Genomic DNA, 25,596 nt, shown 5'->3' with positions numbered 1-25,596 from the left:
GCTCAGCATGACGTTCGTTCTGTTGTGTTCGTTCTTCCCTACTGGCCCAGCACCACCTTGGCGTGGCGGATTACCTTGTCGCCGAGGTAGTAGCCTTTCTCCACTTCGTCCACCACCTTGCCCTTCAGGTCTTCCGAGGGGGCCGGAATCTGGGCAATGGCCTCGTGCAGCTCCGGGTCGAAGGCGCCGCCCTTGGCATCCATGGTCTGCAGGCCTTTCTGCTGCAGGGCCTTGGCGAGCTTGTTGTACACGATGTCGATGCTCTCGCGCACCACGTTGGCATCATCGGAGTTCTGGGTGTGCTGGCGGGCGCGCTCGAAGTCGTCGAGCACGGGCAGCAGCACGGTCATCAGCTCCTGGTTGGCGGTTTTGAAGAGGTCGGCGCGCTCCTTGGTGGTGCGGCGCTTGTAGTTCTCAAACTCGGCGGCGAGGCGCAGGTATTTATCTTTCAGATCAGCCACTTCCTGGTCGGTGCGGGAGGCTTCGGCCCGGGGGGCGCCGCCGTCGGGGGCGGAGCTCGTAGCGCCTTGCTCGTCAAACATTTCGCCGGCTACGTGGTCGGCGCTATTGTTGGTGGCGGCAGTGTTCGGGTCCTGCAGCTCGTCGGGGTTCGGGAAAGTCGCGTCAGCCATTCCTAAGCGGTAAGTATTTCAGGGTATGGAAGTTCAGATTCGGAAACTCGGGCAACTCAAAGGTTCTGCCAAAGCCTTGCGGGGTGACACAGTGGCACGAAAACCGCCGCAATGAGCCGTTTAGTTCAGCCGCTTAGGCAGAAGTAACGGCCGGGTCGAATGACAAAAATAGAATGTGCCGCTGAACATGAAGCAGAACGTCATTCAGAGCGAAGCGAAGAATCTCACGTGTTTAGCCAGATAGCATTCTTCTCGTTGGAAGAAAAAGTTACTATCCGACGTCAGCACGCGAGATTCTTCGCTTCGCTCAGAATGACGTTCGATGACAATCGTGCTTAGTCGAACTGATCCTCCGACGGTTCCTCACCGTCGAACTCCTCCTCGTCTACTTCGTCGTGGCTGCCTTTCTGCACCCAGATGCTGTGGCGCAGGGGCTTGGGGTCGTCGCGGCGGGCGTCCTGGATCTGCTGCCAGAGCAGGTCTTTCAGCTTCTGGATGTTCTTCTGGGTGATGCTGGAAATGAACACGTGCGGCACGTCGGCCGGCAGCGTGGCGGTGATTTCCGCTTCCAGCTCCTCGTCCAGCATGTCCGACTTGGTAATGGCCAGCACCCGGCGCTTATCGAGCAGGTCGGGGTTGAACTGCTCCAGCTCGCTCAGCAGCACCTGATACTCGGCGGCAATGTCGGGCGAGTCGGCGGCAATCATGAACAGCAGCGTGGCGTTGCGCTCGATGTGGCGCAAAAAGCGCAGCCCCAGGCCCTTGCCCTCGGCTGCGCCCTCGATGATGCCCGGAATGTCGGCCATCACGAAGCTCTGGTAGTCGCGGTAGCCCACCACGCCCAGGTGCGGCACCAGGGTGGTGAAGGCGTAGTCGGCAATCTTGGGCGTCGCGGCCGATACTACCGACAGCAAGGTGCTCTTGCCCGCGTTGGGGAAGCCCACGAGGCCCACGTCGGCCAGCAGCTTCAGCTCCAGCACGTTCCACACTTCCTGGCCCGGCTCGCCGGGCTGGGCGTAGGTCGGGGCCTGGTTGGTGCTGGACTTGAAGTGGTCGTTGCCCCAGCCGCCGCGGCCGCCGGGCGTCAGGATGATTTTCTGGCCGTCCTCGGTGATTTCCGCCCGAATTTCGCCCGTCTCGGCGTCGCGGGCGATGGTGCCCAGCGGTACGTCGATGATGATGTCTTCGCCCTGAGCCCCGGAGCGCAGGTTTTCGCCGCCGCCTTCGCCGTGCCCGGCAATGATGTGCTTCTGGTACCGCAGGTGCAGCAAGGTCCAGAGCTGCTTGTTGCCGCGCAGGATGACGTGGCCGCCGCGGCCGCCGTCGCCGCCGTCGGGGCCGCCCATCGGCCGGCCCTTGGCGCGGAACATGTGGTGCGAACCAGCCCCGCCCCGGCCCGAGCGGCAGCAGATTTTGACGTAGTCGATGAAGTTATTGGAAGCCACGAGGGGTGTGAATGAGTGGATTAGTAGATGAGCAGATGACAGGATGAGTAACCGGCGGCTTATCCGCTCATTTACTCATCTGCTAATCCACTCATCCCGAAAAAAGCCGTCATCCTGAGCGAAGCGAAGGACCTCATCACGCCTGAACGATTCGTTCAAAATTGATAAGGTCCTTCGCTTCGCTCAGGATGACAGTCAATGTCAGATGCCAGCAGCTCAAACCCGCTGACTCTGCAAAGTTACGCTTTTACTTCGTCAGCGGCTTTGGAGCCGTCGATGACGGTGGCGGGCTGGTGCCGGTCGATGATGCCGCAGAGCTGGCCGAAGATGTCGTCGATGGGGCCGATGCCGTAGATGGAGTGGAACTTGTCCTGCTGAGCGTAGTAGCCGGCCACCTGGGCGGTTTCGGTGTTGTACACCGTCACGCGCTTGCGGATTTTCTCCTCGTTCTGGTCATCGGGGCGGCCGGAGGTTTTGCCGCGCTCCAGCAGGCGGGTCACCAGCTCGTCCTCGGTTACTTCCAGGGCAATCATGCACGAGATACCCGTGTCGTAGCGCTGCATCAGCTCGTCGAGGGCCTGGGCCTGCGGAATGGTGCGCGGGAAGCCGTCGAAGATGAAGCCGGCGGCCTGCTTGTTGCCGGCCAGCTGCGACTCAATCATGCCGATAACCACGGCATCGGGCACCAGCTCGCCGGCATCCATGAGTTTTTTGGCTTTCAGGCCCAGCTCGGTGCCCTGGGCAATCTGCGAGCGGAGCAGGTCGCCCGTCGACAGGTGCACCAGCCCGTAGCGCTGGATCAGCTTTTGGCTTTGGGTTCCTTTGCCGGCGCCGGGCGGGCCGAACAACACGATATTCAGCATGAGGAGAGGTAAGCGGGGAGTGAGTGAAGCGGGGGGAACTGTAGAAAGGTAAGAAAGAATCGGACAAGCCGCATTCCGTTCTTACACGGCCTGGTACAGGTCGCGGTAGTTGCGGCCGAGGCCGTCGTAGTCGAGGCCGTAGCCCACCACGAACTTGTTGGGAATGGCTATGCCCTGGTATTTGATGCTCAGGGGCACTTCCAGGGCATCGGGCTTAATCAAGAACGTGGCCACTTCCAGCGAAGCCGGATTCCGGGCGCCGAGCTGCTGGAGCAGCATCTGCATGGTGTGGCCCGTGTCGACGATATCCTCCACAATAACCACGTGGCGTCCTTCTACGGCGTCCTGCAGCCCCAGGATTTCCTTGACCTGCCCGGTGCTGCTGCTGCCCTGGTACGAGGCCACCCGGATAAAGCTGATTTCGCAGTCGATGCTGACTTCCTTCATCAGGTCCGAAGCGAACATGAAGGAGCCGTTGAGCACGGCCACGAAGAGCGGGATTTTGCCGGCGTAGTCGGCGCTGAGCTGCTGGGCCACGCGGCGCACGGCGGCGGCCAGCTCGGCTTCGGTCAGGTAAGGAGTAAACTCTTTGTGGTGAAGCGAGATAGTAGCCTGAGACATGCCGGGAAAAGGTGGACCGGGGCGAAAGTGCGGCGAAGGTACGACAAAAAAGAGCAGCCCTCCCGGCGGGCGGAAGGGCTGCTCGTGGCGAACAGTCGGGCTCGGGTGGTAACGTGGCTGAGTGCCGGGCTGACTAACAGCACGTTAAAGTGCCAATATTTGCAGCTTAAATGTAGCAACCTCAGCCTCCGGCAACGCGTCCCGTGCGCGTTTAGTCGGCGTGCTTCAGCAAGGTAGTCAGCACGATGCGGGCGGCTTCGGAGCCCAACTCGGCGTAGCGCACCTTGGGTTCTGCTTTTGGCAGTACCTGTTCCACGGCCGGGCGCTGGGGCAGCGGGGCCACGCCGCGGTCGATAACCGCGCCCTGGCGGGCAATGTGCGGGGCAATGACCAGCGAGACGATGCTCATCAGCTTGATGAGGATGTTCATCGACGGGCCGGAGGTGTCCTTGAACGGGTCGCCCACGGTGTCGCCGGTGACGGACGCCTTGTGGGCCTCCGAGCCTTTGTACTCCATCTTGCCATTGACCATCACGCCTTTCTCGAACGACTTCTTGGCGTTGTCCCAGGCGCCGCCGGCGTTGCTCTGGAACATAGCCATCAGCACGCCCGACACGGTGACGCCGGCCAGCGTGCCGCCCAGCACCTCGGGCCCGAAGGCGTAGCCGATGATGATGGGCGTAATCAGGGCAATGGCGCCGGGCAGCAGCATCTCACGGATGGCGGCCTGCGTCGAAATAGCCACGCACTTCTCGTACTCGGGCTGACCGGTGCCCTCCATGATGCCCGGAATTTCGCGGAACTGCCGGCGCACTTCCTGCACCATGGCCATGGCCGCGCGGCCCACGGCCGAAATAGCCAGGGCCGAGAAGATGAACGGAATCATGGCGCCGATGAACAGGCCGGCCAGCACGCGGGCGTTGCTGATGTCGATGGCCGAAATACCGGCCGTGCCCATGAAGGCGGCAAACAGCGCCAGTGAAGTGAGGGCGGCCGAGGCAATGGCGAAGCCTTTGCCGGTGGCGGCGGTGGTGTTGCCCACCGCGTCGAGAATGTCGGTCCGCTCGCGCACTTCCTTGGGCAGGTTGCTCATTTCAGCAATGCCGCCGGCGTTGTCGGCAATGGGGCCGAAGGCATCGATGGCCAGTTGCATGGCGGTGGTGGCCATCATGCCGGCGGCGGCAATAGCCACGCCGTAGAGGCCCGCAAACTCGTAGCTGAGCACGATGCCGGCCGCCAGCACGATGATGGGCAGCACGGTGCTTTCCATGCCCACGGCCAGCCCGCCGATGACGGTGGTGGCGTGGCCGGTGCTGCTCTGGCGCACGATGCTAAGCACCGGGCGCTTGCCCATGGCCGTGTAGTACTCGGTGATGATGCTCATCAGGGTGCCCACCACCAGGCCCACGGCCACGGCCCAAAACACGTCGGTGGCGGTGAAGGGTGCCGAGCCCAGGCGGGCCATGCTCAGCGTGCCCGAGGGCAGGATGTAGTGAATGATAAACCAGGAAGCCACGGCCGTCAGGGCCACCGAAATCCAGTTGCCGATGTTCAGCGCGGCCTGCACGTTGCCGCCCTCCTTCACGCGCACGGCCATAATGCCGATCAGCGAAAACACGATGCCCAGGCCGGCAATGACCATGGGCAGAATGATGGGCGACATGCCGTTGTAAGCGTCGCCGGCGGCAATGACTTCGCGGCCGAGCACCATGGTCGCCAGGATGGTGGCCACGTAGGAGCCGAAGAGGTCGGCGCCCATGCCGGCTACGTCGCCCACGTTGTCGCCCACGTTGTCGGCAATGGTGGCGGGGTTGCGGGGGTCGTCCTCGGGGATGCCGGCTTCCACCTTGCCCACGAGGTCGGCGCCCACGTCGGCGGCTTTGGTGTAGATGCCGCCGCCCACGCGGGCGAAGAGGGCAATGCTTTCGGCGCCGAGCGAGAAGCCCGTCAGCACTTCCAGGGCGCGCTCCATTTCGGGGCCGTTGGCCGAGGCGCCGCCCACGAACATATTATAGAACACGATGAAGAGGCCGCCGAGGCCGAGCACGGCCAGGCCGGCTACGCCCATGCCCATCACCGAGCCGCCGGCGAAGGACACGTTCAGGGCCTTCGAGAGGCTGGTGCGGGCGGCCTGGGCCGTGCGCACGTTGGCCTTGGTGGCAATTTTCATCCCGATAAACCCGGCCACGGCTGAGAAGACGGCGCCGATGAGGAAGGCCACGATGATAACGGGGCTGGACCGCTCGTTGCCGTAGCTCAGGAAGCCCAGAAAGGCGCAGGCAATGAGGGCAAAAATGGTCAGCACGCGGTATTCGGCCTTCAGGAAGGCAATGGCCCCGTCGGCAATGTGGCCGGCGATGGTGCGCATACGGTCGTCACCGGCGTCCTGGCGGGAAACCCAGCCAGCGCGCAAGGCCGTGTAGAGCAGGGCCAGCACGCCCAGCCCGGGCGCGAGGTAGAGAATGGTCATAAAGCGGTGTTAGGAGGTTGAGGAAAGTTTTTGGGGAGAGTAGACGCAGTTTGGTGCGTGTAAAATAGAGGTTTTACACGCGGCGCCAAGCTTTTTACTCGCCTTGCCGACTATTCTCTGCCTCCTGCTCGCTTACAGCTCCCGCATCAGCACCTCATAGAGCCGCAACATGCTGTCGATGTCGGCCTTGTGCACCAGCTCGTCGGGGGTGTGCACGTGGTCTTCGGGGGCGCCCACGAAGCACCAGTCCCAGGGCTGGGCGCCGTGCTGCAGCTCCTTGCCGTCGGAGCCGCCGCTGCCCTCCACTTCCAGCTGGTGCGGAATGCCCGAGGCCGCGGCAATGCGGCGGATGCGCTCCACGTAGCTGCGGCGCGGGATAAGCGAGTCGCGCAGGGAAATGGCGCAGCCCTGGCCGGCGTGTACGCCCTCCGTAACCCAGGTGATGTCGCAGACCAGGGCCTGGCGCACCTGGTACTGCTCGTAGATGCGCTTGGCCAGGTACTTCACCGAGCCGCCGCCGTGCTCTTCCCAGCAGCTGAACACCACGATGCCGTGCTCCAAGGTTTCGCACAGGCGCAGGGCCGTCCACACGCCCAGGCGGTTGTCGAGGTAGCAGCTCTGCACCGACTCGTCCGTCTCGCGGAAGTCGCACTGGTAGGTCAGCTCGGTGCCCCGCTCGATTTCGCGGGTAAACTCGTAGCCCAGCGCGCCGGTTTCCTCGTCGACGGTGAGGGTGCATTCGATGTTGCCCTGCCCGTCGCGGCCGACGAGGCGGGCCCCATGCTCGGCCGCCGGCCCGCCGATGCGCACCAGCTGCCGGCCGTAGCGCACCGTGTACCCAATGGAATCGATATGCGCGAAGACGGCCGTGCGCGGCTGCCCGAACACCAGCATGATGCAGTCCTGCAGGTCGTCGCCGGCCAGCACCTGGGGCTGCGCCCGCCACGCCGGGGCGTGCTGGTGAATGTAGTTGAGGAGGAATTCGGTGAGCGGGGCTTCGTGGCCCGAGGGGGCGGCAATTTCGCAGAGGGTGCGCAGCAGGTGCATAGGCAGAAGGGGTATCGGGCCCAATATCCGACCTAAATGGCGTATTTTAGCCTTTCGCTAAGGCGGCCCGGGCCCGGCAGCCCGTTTGCCTAACCCGTTTTCCATGGAATTAACCGACCTTTTTCTCGCCCCGCTGTACCTGGCCCTGTACTACGGGCTGGCGCTGTGGGTGCGCCCGATGGTCACCAACGTCTACACCAAGCCCTACTTTATCCCGGCCCTGACGCTGAAGTTTGTCGGCGCCATTTCCCTGGGGCTGATCTACCAGTTCTACTACGGCGGCGGCGACACGTTCAACTACTTCGTGCACACGAAGGTCATCAACCAGGCCTTTTCGGAGTCGCCCTCGCTGGGCTGGAAGCTCCTCACCGCCACCGATTACGACCCGGCCGTTGGGCGCTACATCGCGCGCATGTTCTGGTTCTACGCCAAGACGGAGTACTTCGTAGTGCGCATTGCGGCCTTTATCGGCCTGTTTTGCTTCAACAACTACTCCGTGATGGCCCTGACCTTCGCGCTGATCAGCTTCAGCGGCATCTGGGCCATGTACATCACGTTCGCGCGCATCTACCCGGCGGCTTATAAGGAGCTGGCCATTGCGGTATTTTTCCTGCCCTCGGTGTTTTTCTGGGGTTCGGGGCTGATGAAGGACTCCCTGTGCATGGGCGCGTTGGGCTGGGTTTTTTACGGCTTCTACCACCTTTTCATCGAGCGGCGCAGCATAGTGCTGTCGGTGGTGATGGGCGGGCTGGGCATGTACCTGCTGGTGATGGTGAAGGTGTATATCCTGATGTCGTTTCTGGCGCCGGGGCTTTTGTGGGTGTTCAACGAAAACAACCGCCGCATCAAGAATGCCACCACGCGCATGCTGCTCAAGCCGATTTTTCTGGGCATTGGCGTGGTGGTGGGCGTGGTGGGCGCCACCAACCTGACGGCCGGCGACGAGCGGTTCGACGTGGAAAACATCGGTGAACGGACCAAAATCAACCAGACGGCCCTGTACGAGCGGGCCCGCGACAAAGGCTCGGGGTACAATGTCGGCACCATCGACGGCAGCGTGGGCAGCATTCTGCGCGTGGCCCCGCAGGCGGTGGTCGTGTCGCTGTACCGGCCGTTTCTGTGGGAAGCGCGCAACCCGGTGATGATGCTGTCGGCCCTGGAGGCGCTGTGGTTTACCGTCGTGACGGTGCGCATTTTCGCGCGCACTGGGTTTATCCGCACGCTGCGGCTCATTGCCAGTCAGCCCCTGGTCACGCTGTGCTTTATCTTCAGCATCATCTTCGCCATCGGGGTGGGCACCAACAGCGGCAACTTCGGCACGCTGGTGCGCTACAAGATTCCGCTAATGCCCTTCTACGCCGCCGGCCTTTACGTGCTCCAGGCCGAAGCCAACAAGCTCAAGCGCCCGACCCGCACCCGGCGCACCGCCCTCAGCGCCTAACGGTGACTTATCAAAAAAGCCCCGACCTGCTGCAGGTCGGGGCTTTTTTGATGAACGTCCGGGAGTCGGGCGGCGGGCTAGCGCGTGAACAGATTCAGGAAGTTCTGCGTGTTCGACACCACCGAGTACCGGTCGACGACGGTGGCGCGGGCGGCCTTGCCCAGCGTCTGGCGCAGGCCGGGGTTCTGCAGCAGCCGCTCCAGGGCGGTGCGCCATTCCTCGGGCGTGGCGCACACGTAGCCGTTCACGCCGTCTTCCACCACCTCGGTGTTCATGCCCACCGGCGACACCAGGGCCGGCTCGCCCAGGGCCATGTACTGCAGGGCTTTGAAGGCGCACTTGCCCTTGGCCCAGGGGTCATCTTCCAGCGGCATCAGGCCCACGTGAAACTGCAGCAGGTCAGCAATTTCGGTGTCTTTGCGCCAGGGCTGGTAGCGCAAGGAGCGCAGCGGCAGCTCGGGCGGCTGGTTGGAAATAACGCGGAACTCGAAGTCGTAGCGCTGCTCCAGCTCGGCCAGCACCGGCACCACCTGCTCGATGTACTTCAGGGTGGAGTGCGTGCCCGTCCAGCCGATGACCAGCGGCCCCGGCACGGCCTGGTCGCGCACCTGGTTGTGCAGGTGCTCGGTGTCGATGGTGGTGGGGTTGACGACGGCGCGCGGGTTGAACTGCGCCGCGTAGTTGCGTAGGTAGCTATTGCCGCAGCTCACCTTGTAGGCCCAGCGGCAGATGCTGTCCACTTTGTGGTGCCACTTCACCCCCGCCACGATTTTGTTGGCCTCCGAGGTGTTCGGAATCCAGATGGCGTCGTCAAAGTCGTAGATGATGGGCTTGCGCAGCAGCTTGGCAATCATCCACTCGAACACCGGCGGGCCGATGGGCGCCGCCTCGCGGTGAATAAACACGAAGTCGTACTTGCCCACGGCCGTCAGCACCAGCAGCAGGCGGCGCAGAAAGCCCGCCAGGATGCCCAACGCCTTCTTTGCGGCCAGGCCGGGTTTGTAGAGAATGGCCCAGGTGGCATCGTCGAGGAAGGGGGCCAGCTGGTACTGGTGGCCGTGCTCGGCCAGCAGCGGCAGGTACTGCTCGAAGCGGAAGCGCTGCGAGGGCGCCTTGCCGGGCGGATACGGAATGATAAAGAGGATGCGCACAGGAAAGAGGCCGGTTCGGAAGCCGGCTCAGCGGGTTTGGTAAAAGGTCAGGACCTCGTCGATGATGTACTGCTGCTGCTCGGCGGTCAGCTCGCAGAACAGCGGCAGGCGCACGAGGCGGGCGCCGTAGTGCTCGGCCCAGGGCAGGGCGCGGCCGTCGTGCTGGGGGGTGTAGTAGGGGCTGGCGTGCAGGGGCAGGTAGTGAAATACGGCCATGATGCCCCGCTCCCGCAGCCGGGCAATCAGCGCGGTGCGCTCGGCCTCGTCGCGGCACACGAGGTAGAACAGATGACCGTTGACGGTGGCGTAGTCGGGCACCACGGGCAGGCCCACGCCCAGCGCCCGGAGGCCGGCCAGCGCGTCGTTGTAGGTGTGCCACAGGCGGCGGCGCGCGTGCTGAATCGACTGCCAGTGCTCCAGCTGCCCCCACAGGAAGGCCGCCGTCAGTTCGGAGGGCAGGTACGACGAGCCCACGTCGACCCAGCTGTAGCGGGCCACGTCGCCGCGGAAGAAGGCGGTGCGGTTGGTGCCCTTCTCGCGAATGATTTCGGCCCGCAGCGCGTACTGCGCGTCGTTGATGACAAGCATGCCGCCCTCCCCGGCCTGGATGTTCTTCGTCTCGTGGAAGGAGAACGCGGCCAGCTGTCCGAACGAGCCCAGCGCCCGGCCGCGGTAGTAGCTGTCGAAGGCCGGGGCGCCGTCTTCCACCACCACCAGGTTGTGCCGTTGGGCGGTGGCCAGCAGCGGGTCCAGGTCGCAGGCAATGCCGGCGTAGTGAATGGGCACGATGGCGCGGGTGCGCGGCGTCACCAGGGCCTCCAGCTGCGTGGTATCGAGGTTGGGGTTGAGCGGGTTGCTGTCGGCAAACACGACGCGGGCGCCGCGCAGCACGAAGGCATTGGCCGTCGACACGAAGGTGTAGCTGGGCATGATGACCTCGTCGCCGGGCCCGATGTCGAGCAGCAGGGCCGCCATTTCCAGCGCCGCCGTGCAGGAGGTCGTCAGCAGCGGGTGGCCGAAGCCGAAGGTGTCGGCGAAAAACCGGTGGCAGCGCCGCGTAAACTCCCCGTCGCCGGACAAATGCCCCGCCCGAATGGCCTGCTCGATGCAGCCCAGCTCGGGTCCGGCCAGAAAAGGCTTGTTGTAGGGTATCAAGCGGCGACAGTCAGGAGAAAAAACGGTGCGGCAAAGATAGCCGACGGCCGCCAGCTTGGCTTACCGCCGCATTCCCGTCAGCTTACAGCCACAGGTGGTAAATCAGCGCCTCGCTTTTGACGCGGAAGCCGCGGGCCTGGTACAACGCCACAGCGGGCTGATTTTCGCGTTGCGTTACCACCGTCAGGCGTTGGCAGCCCCAGGCTTGGGCCCGTTGCGCGGCCGCGTCGAGCAGACTGCCGCCCACGCCTTGGCGCCGGGCCGTGGGGGCCACCGCCAGCAGTCCGATGGTGGCCTCGGTGCCCTGGTGCGCCAACGTCAGCAGCCCGAGCGGCTGCCCCGCCGCGTCGTCGTGTACCAGCACTTCCCGCGCCAGCCGCCCGCGCAGCGACTCCTGCAGCCATTGGTTGTAGAGCCGCTGCCAGCTGCCCGGCGCGAAATGCGCGTCGCGGCGGAAGCGCGACCAGCCGCTGCTAGCCTGCGCCAGCGCCCGCAGGGCCGGCGTAGCCGTGAATACCGGCCGCACGTCCGGCACCGGGGCGAGGATAGTCTGCCCGGCCAGCGGCAGCCCGAGGCTGATGCGGTGGTCGATAGGGCGCAAGGCAAGCGCGGCAGCAGCTTGCTGAGCGGCCATGTTGGCGGGTTCGACAAACCAATAAAGCAGGCGGTAGCCCTGCTGCCGGGCTGCGGCCAGCCAGCGCCGCAGCCCGGCGGCATCGGCTACGGGAGTTTGCAGGCGGCCGACTGGGAAACCGAAAAAGGCGCTGTCCCAGGCCAGCTTTTCCAGGGCTGAATCAGGACTGCTCATGCGGCGGGCCGGTCGGGGGCGCCGGCGGGGTCAGCTGGTCGATGAGGTAGAGCGGGCGCTGCCGGGCTTCCTCGAAGGTGCGGCCCACGTAGAGGCCCACCAGCCCGATCAGGGCAATGACGAGGCCGAAAAAGAAGCACAGCAGCAGCGTCAGGCTGGTGTAGCCGGGCACGGTGATGCTGCCGATGAAGTAGCGCACCAGCGTAATCAGCCCCAGCGCGGTGGCGGCGGCCGAGATGAACGCGCCGAACAGAATAGCCAGCCGCAAGGGCTTATCGGACCAGGCCAGCAGCACGTCCAGCGCCAGCTGCAGGCGCCGCCCGAAGGAGTAGCTGCTGCCACCCGCCGGCCGGGTGCCATGAGGCACTGCCAGCGTCGTGCCCTCGAAGCCCACCCAGCGCACCAGAACCGGGAAAAACCGCCCGCGCTCGGGCAGCTGCCCCACCGCCTCGATGACGCGCCGGTGGTACACCCCGAAATTGGCCACCGCGTCGTCCTGCGGCACGCCGGTGAGGGTCGACAGCACGCGGTAGAACACTTTCGAGGTCAGCCGAACGCCCCAACCGTGCTGCCGGGCTTCGCGGCGGGCCACGGCGTAGTCGCAGCCGGGCTGCTGCGCGGCGGCCCAGAGCGCCGGAATGGCTTCGGGGGCGTCTTCCAGGTCGCAGTCGAGCACCGCCACCCAGGTGCCGCGGCTCTGGGCCAGGCCGGCGGCCAGGGCCCGGTGCTGCCCGAAATTGCGCGAAAGGCGCACCCCGCGCACCCGCGCATCGGCCCGGCTGGCCGCTTCGATGCGGGGCCAGGCCTGGTCGGGGCTGCGGTCATCGACGAGGATGATTTCAAAGCGCCCGCCCGTCGGCCCGTCGACGGCCGCCACGATGCGCCGCACCAGCTCGGGCAGCAGCGCGGCGGCCCCGTACACCGGGCTCACCACCGACAGCAGCGGCGCGCCGGAATCAGCGGCGGGCAGCACGGGCGGGGCGGTGGCGGGTGACGACGGGCATAACGCGCGGCTCGATCAGGCAGTAATTAGGCGCCGAAGAAGGTGGCGTAGGCCTGGCGGGCGCGCTCGGGCGAGCGGTACCGCTCGGCCAGCTGGCGGGTCTGCTGGCGGTAATCGGGCTGCTGCACCAGCTCGGCAATGCGCCGCACGGCGGCGGGCACGGTTTCGGGGTGGTCGAGGTTGAACACCGCTCCCCCACCCTCGGCCTTGATGATGTCGCTGTCGTCGCCCACGCCTTCGGTGAGGATGACGGGCAGGCCGTTGGCCCAGTACTCCCCCACCTTGATGGGCGAGCAGAACTGCCGGCAGTCGGCGGGCTTGATGGGCGCGAAGGCAAAATCGGCGGCCGAGAGGTAGCCGGGCACCTCGTGGTGCTGGGCCCTGGTCACGAAGCTGCGCTCCGGGCCCAGCCCCACGGCGGCCAGGCGGGCCTGCACCTCCGGAATAGCGTTGGGCGTCAGCACGATCAGCCGGAATTTCTCCCCGAAGTGCTGAGCCGTGGCGGCAAACAGGTCGTAGGCTTCCTGGTCGTAATAGATGTCGCCGAACTTGCCCACGTAGATGCCCACGATGGCGTCGGCGGGCAGGCCGAGCCGCTGGCGCACGTCGGCGCCGCGGGCCGCGTCGTAGCCGAAGGCGGCCAGGTTCACCGAGCAGGGCACCGTCACAATCTGGTCGGCGGGCACGCCTTCGCTGATGAGCTGGCGGCGGTAGTTTTCGGCCACCGGCATCAGGCCACGGGCCAGCTGCTTCTGCTTCCGCTCCCAGTGGCGCTGAAAGAGGTAGCGCGGGTCGTAGCGCCGCCACACGCCCGATTCGAGCATGTAGTCGGCGTGCGGCTCGAAGGACTCCACGTAGAAGGGCAGCTTGTTCTGCTTCCACACCAGGTAGGCCAGCGCCCCGGCCGGGGCGCCACGGGCCAGCAGAAAGTCGCTGCGGTGGGCGGCGGCCAGCTGCACCAGCTGCTTCGGGAAGCGCAGGAAGTCGTCGGTCTTGGTGACGAGCACGTTGCGGCCCGGCTCGGAAATCAGCGGGGCAAACTCGACTTTATCGGCCGCGAAGGGCAGCCGGAAAGCCGGCGCCTTGCCGTTACGCTCGATGGTGACGAGCAGCACGCTCTCCACGTCGGGGCGCTGCTGCAGCAGCTGCAGGTGCGGGAAAACGGTGGAGACGGTCAGCGGGTCGTCCAGCCCCCAGTAGCTCAGAAACAGAATGCGCATGATGGCAATAACAACGAGAGGCGGCCGGACGGTGCCTTAGCCCCGGATTTTCTTGAGTCGGTCCACGAACTGCACGCCGAGCAGGCAGCGCACCAGCAAAATGAGGCCCTGGGCCGTGGGCAGGTGCGGGCGGGCCAGCTGGGCGTAGCGCACGGCCTCGGCGCGGTGGTCGTCGGCGTAGGCGTGGATAGCGCAAAGGTAATACACCCGCCCGGTCAGCGTCCGGCGCTGCTCGGGGGTGAGCTGAAGGCGGGCCAGCATCCACTCCAAAGCCAGCTGCAGGCGGCGCACCAGGGCCGAGTTGTCGGAGCGCATGGAGCGGGTGTCGTGGTCGTTCATGGTGATGCTCACCTGATCAACCACGTAAATGCGGTCCTGCTGGGTGTTTTCGAGCATGAACATCCAGTCTTCCACGGCCGAGTAGCGGCGGTCCTCCTCGAAAGGATGCAGTCCGGGGTTCTGGCGGCGCACGCAGATGTTGCAGGCCAGGGCATTGCCGCGCACGAAGGTGTCGAGCCCGTACCAGCCCTCGGCCAGCCCGGCCATGTCGCTGTCGGCGCGCACTCCGTCGCGGTCGAAGTCGTACTTGGCGGCAATGAAGTTGGGCTGCTTCAGTTCCTGAATCTTGGCGTAGAGCCCCGAAAGGTGGTTGGGGTGAAACAGGTCGTCGGAGTCCAGAAACAGCACGTACTCCCCTTGGGCGCGGGCCAGGCCGTAGTTGCGGGCCGCGCCCCGCTCTCCGTTGACCTTGGGCAGGTACTGAATGCGCGCGTCGGGCAGCGAGGCCACGACTTCGGCCGTGTTGTCGGTGCTGCCGTCGTCCACCACCAGCACTTCCCAGTCGGTGAACTGCTGGGCTAGCACGGACTGCAGCGTGGCCTTGATGAAGCCGGCGCGGTTGTAGGTCGGAATGACGATGCTGAAGTAGACAGCCACGGAAAAGCGGAAAAAGGTGAGCCGCCGCAGCGGCGGACTGAGTACGGACCGGGGCCGCCGGGGTTAGTCGACGACCACGCCCATGCTGGCGTACACGCCCTTGAAGCGCTCAATCCAGCGCAGCCAGTTCGGGTAGGTGCAGCGCGGGTCGTTGGCCTGGTCGAAGATGGGCTTCAGGTACTCGGTCGAGAAGTCCAGCGGGTAGTCGTGCATGGCGTCGAGGCGGCCCTGCAGCCAGGCTTCGTTGAGGTGGTAGTTGGCCGCCACCACGTCGAATTCCACGCCCTTGAACATGTTGGTGGCCGACGACGTGAACGAGGTCTGCGTCACTTCCTGCTCGGTTTTGGCGAAGCGCGTAGGCTGGCTTTTGGTCCAGTGCAGGGCCCGCGAGAGTTGGTGCACTTCATCGGCCTGCTTCTGCCCGGCCTGCCAGAGGTGCAGCCAGTAGGCCTTGTCGAACACGGCCGAGGCCACCGAGTACATGCTGTAGAACGGCAGCTGGAAGTAGATGCCCTCCTTGGCCAGCCCGAGGCGGTGCAGGATGGAGTGCGACTTGAACTTGTTGAGCAGCAGCATGCGCAGCCACCACTCGGGGCCGGCGGGCAGGGCCAGCTCGTATTCCTGCACCTGCGGCCCGCGCCCGCCCATGCGCGCCTCGAAGGTGTTGATGTTGCCGCCCCAGTAGAACTTGGTCATCACCACCTGCCGCTCCTGCATGTAGTCGGCCATCTGGCTCAAATTCACGGGCCGGGTCATCCAGATGTCGTCTTCGAGCAGGCAGAACTTCGGGGTGGCCTGCTCCACGCCCTCAATCCAGAGCTTGGTGGGGATGATGCGCAGCGAGAAGGGCGCGCCGCCCGCCGCGTGGGCGTCGAGCTGGGCTACTTTGGCGTCGTAGAGCTCCGAGCGCACGATACGCACCTCGGGGTAGCGGCGCTGGATTTCGTCGAGGTAGCGGCCGGGGGTGCCGTCGTCGAGCACCGTGATGGTATAGCTGCCCGTCACGTGGTCGTAGATGCTGCGCAGGCAGCGGTCCAGGTAGTACGGGCGGTTGAATGACTTGACCAGGATGGAAACGTCGGTGGGCATGGAGGCCGAATAACTTGCGCCCGGCGCCACGGAGCGGGCTGGGCAGTGAAACCGGCGGCCAGGGCCCCGGCGGAAGCAGCCGCGAAATTAGTACAAATGCCGGCGCCGGGCCCGCGCCACGCTGTGAGTCAGCGCCAGCCGGGCGGGCTAGCGAAAAAACGGCAGGTAATGCGCCAGCCCCAGGCGGGACAGCCAGGTCAGCAGCCAGGCTAGCCCGATCAGGCCCAGCATGCGCAGGGCAATGCGCAACACCGGCAGCCGCAGCAGGTGCAGCACGTGCAAATCGACGGCGAACGTGGCCAGCAACGAGCCAACGCCGAACAGCAGCAGGGTCAGGTCGAGGTTGTGCTGGCTAATGCCGACGCCCAGGCACAGGGTGCGCACGAGCAGCAGCAGCAAATTGGCGTAGAGGTAATACTTCTGCCGCCCGGTAACGGTGTAAATGCCCGTGGTGGCCAACGAGAGGAGCTTGAAGAGGGCGTAAAAGCCCAAGTAGCCCGTAAAAACGCCCGCCGGCTCCCAGCGTGCGCCAAACGCCACGCGAAACAGCACGTCGCCGTACACCGTGACGATGCTGAAGGGCAGTACACCGAGGTAGAGCAGCTGGTTGTACAGGCGCAGGGTGATGCCCGGCAGACGCTCCGGCTCGGTCTGGTAGGTTTCGGCCGCCTTCTGCTGAAACACCGGCGCAATGGCGGCGCCGAGCACGTTGACGGGCATTTCCAGCAGGCCCAAGGAAAAAGAATACAGGCCGACGGCGGTAGTGCCGAAGGCCGGCGCCAGCAAAAACACGGGCAACTGGGTGGACAGAATGTAGACGTAGCCCCCGGGCAGGTACAGCAATGGAAAATTGCGGTAGCGGTGCGCTACCAGCCGCAGCCAACGCCCGGAAAACTGCCGCCGCAACGCCCCAAACTCGTGCCGGATGCTACCGGCCATCAACGTTACCGTAGCCACTACCCGGTTGAGAAAGTCTGCCAGCAGCAGGCCCGCTACGTGTCCGTTGCTGAGCAGGCCGTACCCGATGGTGAAGGCCCGCCCGCCCAGGTTGGTGGCCATTTCCACGCCCACGCGCTTGCCAAAGAGCTTGTCGCGCATGTACCAGGTGCTCATTACGTGGTTCAGGTTGAACACCAGCAGCATTACCGGCAGGGTGTAGAGCCAGTTGCCCAGCGCCTCCACGTGCAGGTGCCGCATCAGCCAGGGCCCGAGCCACACCAGGACCAGGACCAGCAGCGCGCTCGACGCCACCGACACCAGCACCGAGAGCTGCACCAGGGCCAGAAACTGCGAGCGGCGCCGCGCCAGCAGCAGCGCGCCCGGGTAGGCCAGCGTGCTGAGCAAGTTCAGGTTGCTGATCAGGGCGTTGTAGACGGCAAACTGCCCGTACGCCGCCGGCGGATAAATGCGCGACACCACCGGCGTGAGCAGTACCCCCACCAGGGTGCTCAGCGTCGAGCCCGAGAGCATGATGACCAAGTTCCGAGCAAACGACCCGGGCCGGCGCACGCCTTCCCAGGCACGACGTAAGCGCAGAAGTACAGATTGACTCATACCACTGGGGGACGAATGGCGCGGGGCAGCTCTAGCCCAGACCCGGTTTCTGCCCGCTACCACCGGTACGGCCACGGCCCCGCCGCGGCTAGCGCCCCTGCTCGATGCGGTCGAGCAGCGCGGCGAAGGAGCGGGCGTAGGCCGTACGGGTGTGGTGTTCCCGCGCAAACGCGAAGGCCGCTTCCGAGCGGGCGTGCAGGTCGGCCTCGGGCAGGGCCACCAGTTCGCGCACGGCCTTGATGGTCTGGGCAATAATCTCGCTGGGCTCCTGCGAGCGAATGACGGTGGTCAGCTCCTCGCGCACGGTGCTGGTTTCGGTGGTGATGGGAATCAGGCCAAAGTGCGCCAGCTGCACCACGGCGCCGCCGCCGCCCTCGCTGCCGCTCAGGTACACCGTGCCAATGCACTGCTGGGCCAGGTCGGCAAACTTGCGGCTGCCCACGTCCACCCAACCCATATATTTCAGGTTGGGGTGCTTGGCCAGCATGGGCTGCAGCCACGACCAGAACCGCGGCTCCCGCTCGGCGTGCCCGCCGATGTAGAGCGTCAGCTCGGGCATTTGTGCAAAGGCTTCCACTACCAGGTCGAGCCCCTTCAACAGCAAGCCCCCGCTGCCCAGCCACACAAACTTGGTGCGGGCCTCGTCCATGTTGCGGCGCTGGTAGTCGGGCTCGTACACCGCCGAAATATTCAGCTGGTGTTTCAGGGCTGGCCGGTCGAAGAGGCGCAGCTGGAAGTCGGTCCCGAGGTAGGTCATGTAGTCGGCGGCCTCGTTGGCGTAGTTGGGCGGGGCCTGCCGCTCCGGCGAGATGAAGAGGCCATGACGCCGGTGGAAGTCCTCGATGCGCTTGAGCTCGGCCATGTTCTGAAACAGCCAGTAGTTGCTCGAGGCATAAAACACCGTTGTGCGGCCAGCGCGCAGGTGCGCGGGCATGTTGATGAGGCTGCCGCCCTCGTCGATGATCAGGTCGTATTTTTCCCAGTCGATGGGCACCCGGCTATGCACGTGGTGGTAGTCCACCACGTAGCCCCGCTCGTTGAGCTGGCGCACCATCTCGGCCGATTCCCAGTACATGGTGTGCTCGTTGATCTGCGGGCACTGCATGGGGTCCCCCTTGATGTAATAGGGAATCGAGTAAATCGAATACTTGATAAATGCCCGCTTGGCCTTGGGCCCCAGACGGTCCAGGCCAATGTCGTGGATTTCGCCGCCGGGCGGCCGAAACGTAACGTCAGCCGCCTTTTTGAGCAGTTCCGATAGCCGGTACCGCGCCCCTTTGATGGTTGGCATATGAAGTGTGGCTACGGGCCGGAGCCCCTATGTATCGAGAAAAAAGGCAAACCGGGCGCGGCCCGGCGCCGGCCCTATTGCAGGAAAGACAAGTGCAGGCTCTCGATGCCGAGGCGCAGCACGTAGAGCACCGCCGTCACGCCCACCGTCAGCGCGATGGAGCGCAGCGCAATGCGGCCCACCGGCAGGCGCAGCAGCGACAGAATGTGCAGGTCGGTGATAAAGCTGCCGAGCATGCTGGCCAGGCCAAAGAGCAGCATTGCCAGTTTGACGTTGTGCAAGTACAAGCCGATGCCCAGCCCCACCGCCCGGGCGACCAGGATACCGGCGTTGGCAATCAGCTGGTAGCGCTGCTTTTCGTACACGGTGTAAATGCCCGAAGTGGCCAGGGAGGTGAGCTTGAACACGTAGTAATACCCCAAAAAGGCCGTGAACATGCCCGCCGCCTCCCAGCGGGCCCCAAACACAATCTTGAAAATCCAGTCGCCAAATACGGTAATGCCTCCGAAAGGCAGGATGCCGAGGTAGAGCAGCTTGTAGTACAGGTCCAGCGTGATGACCGGCAGGCGCTCCGGCTGGTTTTGGTGCGTTTCGATGGCCTTCTGGGCGAATACCGGCGAAATGGCATTGCCAATCAGGTTGATCGGTATTTCGAGCAGGCTAACGGAAAATGAGTAGAGCCCCACAACCGTTGAACCGAAGCCCGTGGTCAGCGCAAAAATGGGCAGCTGCGAGGAAACGGTGTTCACGTAGCCCGCCGGCAGAATGTAGAGCGGAAAGTCCTTGTATTCGCGGGCTACGCTCTTGATGGTCTGCCAGTTGAAGCTACGCCACAGCTCGCCCGTCTGCCGCCAGATACCGCCGACCAGCAGTCCGGTCATGGCCGTGATGCGGTTGAAGAACTCGCCCAGAATCAGCCCCGTTACCGGCCCCCCGAACCACCAGCCATAGCCAATGGTAAAGGCTCGGCCGGAGAGCGTGGTGGCTATGTCGACGCCGGCACGCTTGGTAAACGCCTTGTCGCGCGTGTACCAAGTAAACATGATGGCGTTCAGGTTGAAGAGCAATAGCAGCAGCGGCACCGTGTACAGCCAGCCGCCCACGCCCTCCAAATGCAGCAGCTGCCGCAAGGGTTCGGCCGCAAACACCAGCAGGCCGCTTAGCACCACAATGGCCGTCATGGTCAGCAGCAGGCTCAGGTGCACCAGCGCCAGAAACCGTTCGCGCAGCTTGGGCATCAGCATGGCACCGGGGTAGCCCAGGGTAGTGAGCAGGTTCAGGTTGCCCACCACCGAGCCGAACACTGCAAACTGCCCGTAGCTGGCAGGCGGGTAGATGCGGGACATGATCGGCGTAAGGGCAAAGCCGATGGCCGCCACGATGGTGGTTCCCGAAAGAGTAACGGCAAAGTTCTGGGCAAACGACCCACGCTGCCGCATGGCCTGGGCACTGGTGCGCACAGTGCTGCGTAACCGGTTAATCAAAAGCGAACGGAATACCCCGCGTGTTTGGTGATTTCAAAAAGCCTTCCCACTGCCAGGGCGGCAGCGGGAAGGCTTCCAAGTTGTTGCCGGTAAAGCTTACTCGTGCTGCCACAATACTTTGTGGCCTCCCTTCAGCAGGTACGCGTCGCGCTTGAACAGCGACACGTCGGCTTCCATCATGTCTTTCACCAGGGCGGCCAGGTCGTACTTGGGCTCCCAGCCGAGCTTGGTCTTCGATTTGGTCGGGTCGCCGATCAGCAGATCTACTTCGGTCGGGCGGAAGTAGGTCGGGTCGACCTTCACCACCACTTGGCCTACCGGCAGGTCGTACTCCCCATTGGAAGCCACTACCCGGCCGATTTCCTCTACGCCCTCGCCTTCGAAAGCTACCTCCACGCCGACTTCGGCAAAGGCCATTTTCACGAAGTCGCGCACGGTGGTCGTCACGCCGGTGGCAATGACGAAGTCCTCGGGCGTGTCCTGCTGCAGGATGCGCCACATGGCTTCCACGTAGTCCTTGGCGTGGCCCCAGTCGCGCTTGGCGTCCAGGTTGCCCAGCTTGATATTCTCGCGCATGCCCAGGGCAATCTGCGCGACGCCGCGGGTGATTTTGCGGGTCACGAAGGTTTCGCCGCGCAGCGGGCTTTCGTGGTTGAACAGAATGCCGTTGCAGGCGTACATGCCGTAGGCCTCGCGGTAGTTCACCGTAATCCAGTAGCCGTACATTTTGGCCACGGCGTAGGGCGAACGGGGATAGAACGGCGTCGTCTCCGATTGCGGCACTTCCTGCACCAGCCCGTACAGCTCCGACGTCGACGCCTGGTAGATGCGGGTTTTCTGGGTCAGGCCCAGGATGCGCACGGCTTCCAGAATACGCAGCGTGCCGATGCCGTCGACGTCGGCCACGTACTCGGGCGAATCGAAGGAAACTTTCACGTGCGACATGGCGCCGAGGTTGTAAATCTCGTCGGGCTGCACCTCCTGAATGATGCGGATCAGGTTGGTCGAGTCCGTCAGGTCACCGTAGTGGTTGGTAAACCGCGGGTTTTTCGCGCCGCGGTCGTCCGTAATGAGGTGGTCGATACGGTCGGTGTTGAACAGCGACGTACGACGCTTGATTCCATGGACTTCGTAGCCTTTTTCTAGTAGCAACTCGGCCAAATAAGCCCCGTCCTGACCGGTGATTCCAGTGATAAGAGCTACTTTCATGTGGTGCAAATTGCGAAACGCGTTAGTGGCCGGAAGTGGCCAAGGTTGAGGTGTCGTAGAAGAAGAGGAGTAATAGCCAGTGCGCCTATTCGGGCCGGCAGGTACCCAGAGCCAAGTTCGGAAGCAGTGGGCCCGGCTTGCCCCGAAAGCCAGCGGTGGTCAGCCAAAACAGTCTAGGAAACGGGTTGGCCATGGGCGCTTTTAAAATCCGGTGGGAGCAGGCGCAGCAAAGGTAACTCAAATCAGGGGCTTGGACACCAACTGCCTACCGTCTGCTACTACTTGCTCCCGCCATATTGCAAACTAGCCCCTGCTAAATTCCAACCAGGAGGTAGCAGTCGGCCATACCAGCCGCGCTATGGGGCGAGTCCGACCTTGGTCAGCGGGTTGCCCTTGAAGAGGAATTCGGTTGGGTGCGCGGCGTTATACGTGCGCATGAACTCGTCGGCCACCCGAAAAGCCGTATTGAGCCGCTCGACATCGTCAATCACCTGTCCATCAGCCACGTATCCGCTAGGCTGGGCGGTATTGCCTTCGTACATGGGGCGCTTGAGCAGCTGAAACACGGCCCGTTTGAGCGGACGCAGGGGCTTTTTCACCCACTCGAAGGGCAGGCGCTGGCTCAGCATATTCTTGAAGCTGCCGTAGCGCTTGTCGTAGTAGTAGCGCATGCGGTCGGCCTCCTCGTCGCTGGCGCGGCGCCACTTCGGGCCTTGGTTCATCACCCGGAAGTTGCTCTGCGGGTTTTCCAGGCGCACGCTCATCACGGCGGTGCTCCAGGCCAGGTTCACGTTCAGGCTGGTGATGCGGTAGGTGAATTCGGTATCTACCTGCACGGCGCCGGTGTGCAGCAGGCCGGTCAGGGCTAGGGCTTCGCGGCGGATGAGGAGCGGCAGCCCGATCATCCAGACCACTTCCTTTTTGTCGAGCCAGCGGCGGAAGTTGTCGGCCACGTCGTCGTAGAAGCTCACCGATTCGAGGTGCTCCAGGTGAATCAGGCCGGTGTTGCCGGTCAGCACCTCGATGTCGGGGTTGGCCAGCATAAAGTCCTTGGCTTCGCGGATGGCCGAGTAGCAGAACGCGTCGTCGTCGGTGATGAGCTTGATCAGCTCGCCGCGGGCCCGCAGCATGGCCTTGTTGAAGCCGTGGGCCTCGCCCTTGTCGCGCTCCGAGACGAACTGCTGAATCTGGCCGGCTTCGTAGAGCCCGCGCAGGTACTCGGGCGTGCCGTCCTTGCTGCCCCCGTCGCACACCACGATTTCCTCGTCGGGCTGCCGGGCGGCCACGAGGCGCTCCACCACCTGCTTCAGGTAGGGCAGCTTGTTGTAGGTGGTCAGAACGTAGGACAGCGTGTACATGCGGCCGGCAGGTGAGGCGCGAAGTTATTCGTAGCCGAGGCGTTTGGCGTATTCCAGCATTTTCTCGCGGGGGCGCACCTTCACCGGCCGCGCCGGTATACCCACGTACACCGTCCAGGGTTCGGTGTCGTGCGTGACGAGGGCGCAGGCCCCCACCACGCTGCCCTCGGCGATGGTCACGTCGGGCATGATGACGGCGTTGGTGCCGATGCCGGCGAAGCGCTGGCAGCGGATGGTGCCGAAATCCACCGTGTCGCGGAACTCCTCGGGCACCGTCACGCTGGTGAAGCCGTCACCCATAAACCGGTCGGAGCCGCAAATCAGGCGGCTGCCGGCGGCAATGGTCACGAAGTCCTCCACGAGGAGCGTGCTCTGGGCCCCGCCGATGATGGTCAGGTAAGGCGAGAGGTGAATGTAGTCGCCGATGCGGGCGGCGGTGGTCAGGTACACGCCCGAGTCGATGGCCACATGGCTGCCCACCGTGACGAGGTGGGGCCGGCGGATTTCGACGTTGGCGCTGATGAACACGTCCTCGCCGCAGCTTTGGAGCAGGGAGTAGTCGTATTGGGCCGAAGACAACGCGGGAGAAGCCATGGCGGGAAGGTACAAATTCAGCCGACTATGCCGCCAGACGCAACGGAGCGGGGGCCCGGAGCCGCCGCAGCAGCCCGAGCCCCCGCTCGCGCGGCCGGCAGCTTAGTAAGGGAATACCGATTCGTAGTACTCGATGGTCTTGGCAATGCCTTCCTGGAAGTCGGTGAACTGGAACTCCGGGAATACCTCGCGGAAGTGCTTGTCGTCCATCACCTTCTTGGGCGCGCCGTCGGGCTTGGTGTGGTCCCACACCACTTTGCCCTTGTAGTCGAACTTCGATTGAATGATGTCGACCAGCTCCTTCACGCTCAGGCCGTCGTTCTGGGCCAGGTTCAGGGGCTGCTCCAGGCCGTGGCGGTCGGGTTGCAGCAGCACCTGCCACACGATGCGGGCGAAGTCGGGGGCGTAGAGCCACTCGCGGATGGCCACGCCGGTACCCCAGATGGGCAGCTCGGTCTGGTTGATCTGCTCGGCCTTCACAAACTTGGAAATCAATGCGTTCAGGGCGTGCGCCTTGTTCGGATCGGTCGAGTCGTAGGGGCCGTACATGTTGGGCGTGAGCAGGTTGATGCTGTGCACGGCGTGCTGCATCTGAAAGCACTCGGCCGTCACCCACAGCAGGCGGCGGGTAGCGCCGTAGCTGAGCACCGAGCGGTGCAGGTGGCCGTCCCACCACTCTTCCTCGCGGAACATGTCGGCCTTGGCCGGGTAGGCGCAGTTGGCAATGGGGTTGATAACCAACGCGCGCGGGCAGGCCTTGGCAATGGCCTCGTACATGCCCACAATCATGCGCATGTTGTCGGCCACCACGGTGGCGGCCTGCTCGGTCACGTAGTTCAGGCTGCCCACGTGGGCGGCGCAGTTGATGATGTGCGTGGGGCGGTGCTGGCGCAGGAAGGCCTCGGTGGCGGCGGCGTCGCGCAGGTCGAGGCCGGTGCTCAGCGAGGCTTCTACGGGCTCCACGCCGTGGCTGCGCAGCTCGTCGGCGACGTTGCGGCCGGCAAAGCCGGTGGCGCCGAACAGGACAATCTTCATTTTGGGAGTTACCATCCTTGTTTAATAACGGCTATGATGTGGTCCACGTCGCCATCGGTCAGGGCATCGTGGAGGGGAATGTGAACCTGGGTGTCGTCGAAGCGGCGCTGGTTGCTCAGGGCCGGGCGCCTGCCGCCGAAGAGGGTGTTGTGGTCGATGCCCACGTGCACGACGGAGGCCGTAATGCCGGCCGCCTTCAGGCTTCGGATAAAATCGAGCCGCCGCTCCACGTGGAAGCCGAACAGCCAGTAGGCGCTTTCACGGTCGGCCCGGTACTCAAAATGCGTTAGACCGGGCACGTCCCGCAGCTCCGCCCGGTAGCGCCGGGCAATGGCGCGGCGGCGCTGCATCCGCTCGTGGAGGCCGGCCATGTTGGCCAAGCCGAGGGCGGCGGCGTAGTCCGAGAGGTGGTACTTGTAGCCCAGCTGGCGCAGGTCGTATTCCCGCTCGCCCAGCTCCGACATGGGCGAGTGGGCCCGGTCGATGCCAAACCAGCGGCGGTGCAGCACTTCTTCGGCTTTGGCCGGGTCCAGCGCGCACACGGCGCCGCCGTCGCCGGTGGTCAGGTGCTTGATGGCCTGAAAGCTGAAGCAGGTGTAATCGGAAATGGCGCCGATGGGCTGCCCGCGGTACGTGGCCCCGAGGGCGTGGGCCGCGTCTTCCACCACCACCAACCCATGCCGCGCGGCCACGGCCCCGATTTCGGCCAGGTCGCAGGGGTAGCCGCCCCAGTGCACCGGCATGATGGCCTTGGTGCGTCGGGTGATGCGGTGTTCGATATCGGCCGGGTCGAGGTTGCCATCCGAGTAGCAGATGTCGGCGAAAATGGGCACGGCGCCGGTCTGCAGGATGCTGGTGCCCGAGGCCACAAAGGTCTGCGCGGGCAGAATCACCTCGTCGCCGGGGCCCACGCCGGCCACTTCCAGGGCCAGGTGCAAGGCACTGGTGCCGCTGTTGACGGCCGCCGGGTGCCGCAGCCCACACTCGGCCGTGAGCTGCTGCTCGAACTGCTTCACCAGCCGGCCTTCGCTGAGCATGGTCGTGGCCAGCACCGCCGCCACCTGCTCGGCCGCGCGCGGGTGCACGTAGGTCGAAAACAGCGGAATGCCGGCGGAGGGCCGGCCGGCGGAATGCGGGGCCGAAGAGTCGGTGGCCATGCGGCTCAGGTTGCGCGAAGTGAGGACACGCGA

At 64.5% G+C, this 25,596-nt stretch carries 22 protein-coding genes; 1 reads left to right on the top strand and 21 read right to left on the bottom strand.

The features are described 5' to 3' along the window. Positions 1-38 precede the first annotated feature (38 nt). The 6 genes from FDY95_RS11685 to FDY95_RS11660 all read right to left on the bottom strand — a co-directional run bounded on the left by FDY95_RS11685 (position 39) and on the right by FDY95_RS11660 (position 7,078). Positions 39-632, bottom strand: a complete 594-nt coding sequence (locus tag FDY95_RS11685) for a nucleotide exchange factor GrpE (RefSeq protein ID WP_212744891.1) — start codon at positions 630-632, stop codon at positions 39-41. 335 nt (positions 633-967) lie between these two features. After that, positions 968-2,077 carry a GTPase ObgE gene (gene obgE, locus FDY95_RS11680; protein WP_138077941.1) on the bottom strand — a complete coding sequence of 370 codons (1,110 nt, stop codon included), beginning with the start codon at positions 2,075-2,077 and terminating at the stop codon, positions 968-970. Positions 2,078-2,316: 239 nt separating this feature from the next. Then, entirely contained in the window at positions 2,317-2,940 is a 624-nt protein-coding gene (locus FDY95_RS11675) for an adenylate kinase (protein WP_138077940.1), read from the bottom strand. Between the two features lie 81 nt (positions 2,941-3,021). Beyond that, positions 3,022-3,561 (bottom strand): hypoxanthine phosphoribosyltransferase, encoded by a 540-nt coding sequence (gene hpt, locus FDY95_RS11670; RefSeq protein WP_138077939.1) that lies wholly within the window; start codon positions 3,559-3,561, stop codon positions 3,022-3,024. A gap of 211 nt (positions 3,562-3,772) precedes the next feature. Continuing rightward, entirely contained in the window at positions 3,773-6,031 is a 2,259-nt protein-coding gene (locus FDY95_RS11665) for a sodium-translocating pyrophosphatase (protein ID WP_138077938.1), read from the bottom strand. A 132-nt stretch (positions 6,032-6,163) separates the two neighbouring features. Then, a complete protein-coding gene (locus FDY95_RS11660) occupies positions 6,164-7,078 on the bottom strand; it encodes a M20/M25/M40 family metallo-hydrolase (RefSeq protein WP_138077937.1) in 915 nt (304 codons plus the stop codon). Positions 7,079-7,181: 103 nt separating this feature from the next. Between FDY95_RS11660 and FDY95_RS11655 the strand changes: the two genes are divergently transcribed. Beyond that, positions 7,182-8,519: a hypothetical protein gene (locus tag FDY95_RS11655; protein ID WP_138077936.1), complete on the top strand. Its 1,338-nt coding sequence runs from the start codon at positions 7,182-7,184 to the stop codon at positions 8,517-8,519. A gap of 77 nt (positions 8,520-8,596) precedes the next feature. Here FDY95_RS11655 and FDY95_RS11650 read toward each other — a convergent pair whose 3' ends face one another. From FDY95_RS11650 to FDY95_RS11580, 15 genes are all read right to left on the bottom strand, one after another. Continuing rightward, positions 8,597-9,670 carry a glycosyltransferase family 4 protein gene (locus tag FDY95_RS11650; protein WP_138077935.1) on the bottom strand — a complete coding sequence of 358 codons (1,074 nt, stop codon included), beginning with the start codon at positions 9,668-9,670 and terminating at the stop codon, positions 8,597-8,599. A gap of 27 nt (positions 9,671-9,697) precedes the next feature. Beyond that, the gene (rffA, locus tag FDY95_RS11645) at positions 9,698-10,825 is read right to left on the bottom strand and encodes a dTDP-4-amino-4,6-dideoxygalactose transaminase (RefSeq protein WP_138077934.1); all 1,128 of its coding nucleotides are present in this window, start codon (positions 10,823-10,825) and stop codon (positions 9,698-9,700) included. Between the two features lie 82 nt (positions 10,826-10,907). Next, positions 10,908-11,633 carry a GNAT family N-acetyltransferase gene (locus FDY95_RS11640; RefSeq protein WP_138077933.1) on the bottom strand — a complete coding sequence of 242 codons (726 nt, stop codon included), beginning with the start codon at positions 11,631-11,633 and terminating at the stop codon, positions 10,908-10,910. Beyond that, on the bottom strand, positions 11,620-12,606 hold the full coding sequence (locus FDY95_RS11635; RefSeq protein ID WP_246074002.1) for a glycosyltransferase family 2 protein: 987 nt from the start codon (positions 12,604-12,606) through the stop codon (positions 11,620-11,622). The genes FDY95_RS11640 and FDY95_RS11635 overlap by 14 nt, the downstream gene beginning before the upstream one ends. Positions 12,607-12,662: 56 nt before the next feature. Then, positions 12,663-13,856 carry a glycosyltransferase gene (locus FDY95_RS11630; RefSeq protein WP_138077932.1) on the bottom strand — a complete coding sequence of 398 codons (1,194 nt, stop codon included), beginning with the start codon at positions 13,854-13,856 and terminating at the stop codon, positions 12,663-12,665. 36 nt (positions 13,857-13,892) lie between these two features. Beyond that, positions 13,893-14,792, bottom strand: a complete 900-nt coding sequence (locus FDY95_RS11625; RefSeq protein WP_171025650.1) for a glycosyltransferase family 2 protein — start codon at positions 14,790-14,792, stop codon at positions 13,893-13,895. Between the two features lie 63 nt (positions 14,793-14,855). Further along, positions 14,856-15,881 carry a glycosyltransferase family 2 protein gene (locus tag FDY95_RS11620; RefSeq protein WP_138077930.1) on the bottom strand — a complete coding sequence of 342 codons (1,026 nt, stop codon included), beginning with the start codon at positions 15,879-15,881 and terminating at the stop codon, positions 14,856-14,858. A gap of 147 nt (positions 15,882-16,028) precedes the next feature. Further along, positions 16,029-17,435 (bottom strand): lipopolysaccharide biosynthesis protein, encoded by a 1,407-nt coding sequence (locus tag FDY95_RS11615; protein ID WP_138077929.1) that lies wholly within the window; start codon positions 17,433-17,435, stop codon positions 16,029-16,031. Between the two features lie 88 nt (positions 17,436-17,523). Continuing rightward, positions 17,524-18,726: a glycosyltransferase gene (locus tag FDY95_RS11610; protein ID WP_138077928.1), complete on the bottom strand. Its 1,203-nt coding sequence runs from the start codon at positions 18,724-18,726 to the stop codon at positions 17,524-17,526. 74 nt (positions 18,727-18,800) lie between these two features. Continuing rightward, positions 18,801-20,210 carry a lipopolysaccharide biosynthesis protein gene (locus FDY95_RS11605; protein ID WP_138077927.1) on the bottom strand — a complete coding sequence of 470 codons (1,410 nt, stop codon included), beginning with the start codon at positions 20,208-20,210 and terminating at the stop codon, positions 18,801-18,803. Positions 20,211-20,306: 96 nt separating this feature from the next. After that, positions 20,307-21,419, bottom strand: coding sequence for a GDP-mannose 4,6-dehydratase (gene gmd / locus FDY95_RS11600; RefSeq protein ID WP_138077926.1), 1,113 nt, complete (start codon positions 21,417-21,419; stop codon positions 20,307-20,309). 356 nt (positions 21,420-21,775) lie between these two features. Next, positions 21,776-22,777 (bottom strand): glycosyltransferase family A protein, encoded by a 1,002-nt coding sequence (locus FDY95_RS11595; protein WP_138077925.1) that lies wholly within the window; start codon positions 22,775-22,777, stop codon positions 21,776-21,778. A gap of 24 nt (positions 22,778-22,801) precedes the next feature. Further along, a complete protein-coding gene (locus tag FDY95_RS11590) occupies positions 22,802-23,371 on the bottom strand; it encodes an acyltransferase (RefSeq protein WP_138077924.1) in 570 nt (189 codons plus the stop codon). A gap of 102 nt (positions 23,372-23,473) precedes the next feature. Further along, positions 23,474-24,406 carry an NAD-dependent epimerase/dehydratase family protein gene (locus FDY95_RS11585; protein WP_171025649.1) on the bottom strand — a complete coding sequence of 311 codons (933 nt, stop codon included), beginning with the start codon at positions 24,404-24,406 and terminating at the stop codon, positions 23,474-23,476. Positions 24,407-24,414: 8 nt separating this feature from the next. After that, positions 24,415-25,563 (bottom strand): DegT/DnrJ/EryC1/StrS family aminotransferase, encoded by a 1,149-nt coding sequence (locus tag FDY95_RS11580; protein ID WP_138077922.1) that lies wholly within the window; start codon positions 25,561-25,563, stop codon positions 24,415-24,417. Positions 25,564-25,596 lie beyond the last annotated feature (33 nt).

Origin of the sequence: Hymenobacter jeollabukensis (assembly GCF_005771675.1) — a bacterium.
Lineage (GTDB): Bacteria > Bacteroidota > Bacteroidia > Cytophagales > Hymenobacteraceae > Solirubrum > Solirubrum jeollabukense.
Note: the sequence above shows the minus strand (reverse complement) of the source record. Positions and strands in the feature narration are given on the sequence as shown.

Coding starts and splice junctions, on each gene's coding strand:
- FDY95_RS11685 (WP_212744891.1), bottom strand. CDS start 632: ATGGCTGACGCGACTTTCCCGAACCCCGACGAGCTGCAGGACCCGAAC.
- FDY95_RS11675 (WP_138077940.1), bottom strand. CDS start 2,940: ATGCTGAATATCGTGTTGTTCGGCCCGCCCGGCGCCGGCAAAGGAACC.
- hpt (WP_138077939.1), bottom strand. CDS start 3,561: ATGTCTCAGGCTACTATCTCGCTTCACCACAAAGAGTTTACTCCTTAC.
- FDY95_RS11665 (WP_138077938.1), bottom strand. CDS start 6,031: ATGACCATTCTCTACCTCGCGCCCGGGCTGGGCGTGCTGGCCCTGCTC.
- FDY95_RS11660 (WP_138077937.1), bottom strand. CDS start 7,078: ATGCACCTGCTGCGCACCCTCTGCGAAATTGCCGCCCCCTCGGGCCAC.
- FDY95_RS11655 (WP_138077936.1), top strand. CDS start 7,182: ATGGAATTAACCGACCTTTTTCTCGCCCCGCTGTACCTGGCCCTGTAC.
- FDY95_RS11640 (WP_138077933.1), bottom strand. CDS start 11,633: ATGAGCAGTCCTGATTCAGCCCTGGAAAAGCTGGCCTGGGACAGCGCC.
- FDY95_RS11630 (WP_138077932.1), bottom strand. CDS start 13,856: ATGCGCATTCTGTTTCTGAGCTACTGGGGGCTGGACGACCCGCTGACC.
- FDY95_RS11620 (WP_138077930.1), bottom strand. CDS start 15,881: ATGCCCACCGACGTTTCCATCCTGGTCAAGTCATTCAACCGCCCGTAC.
- FDY95_RS11615 (WP_138077929.1), bottom strand. CDS start 17,435: ATGAGTCAATCTGTACTTCTGCGCTTACGTCGTGCCTGGGAAGGCGTG.
- FDY95_RS11610 (WP_138077928.1), bottom strand. CDS start 18,726: ATGCCAACCATCAAAGGGGCGCGGTACCGGCTATCGGAACTGCTCAAA.
- gmd (WP_138077926.1), bottom strand. CDS start 21,419: ATGAAAGTAGCTCTTATCACTGGAATCACCGGTCAGGACGGGGCTTAT.
- FDY95_RS11595 (WP_138077925.1), bottom strand. CDS start 22,777: ATGTACACGCTGTCCTACGTTCTGACCACCTACAACAAGCTGCCCTAC.
- FDY95_RS11590 (WP_138077924.1), bottom strand. CDS start 23,371: ATGGCTTCTCCCGCGTTGTCTTCGGCCCAATACGACTACTCCCTGCTC.
- FDY95_RS11585 (WP_171025649.1), bottom strand. CDS start 24,406: ATGAAGATTGTCCTGTTCGGCGCCACCGGCTTTGCCGGCCGCAACGTC.
- FDY95_RS11580 (WP_138077922.1), bottom strand. CDS start 25,563: ATGGCCACCGACTCTTCGGCCCCGCATTCCGCCGGCCGGCCCTCCGCC.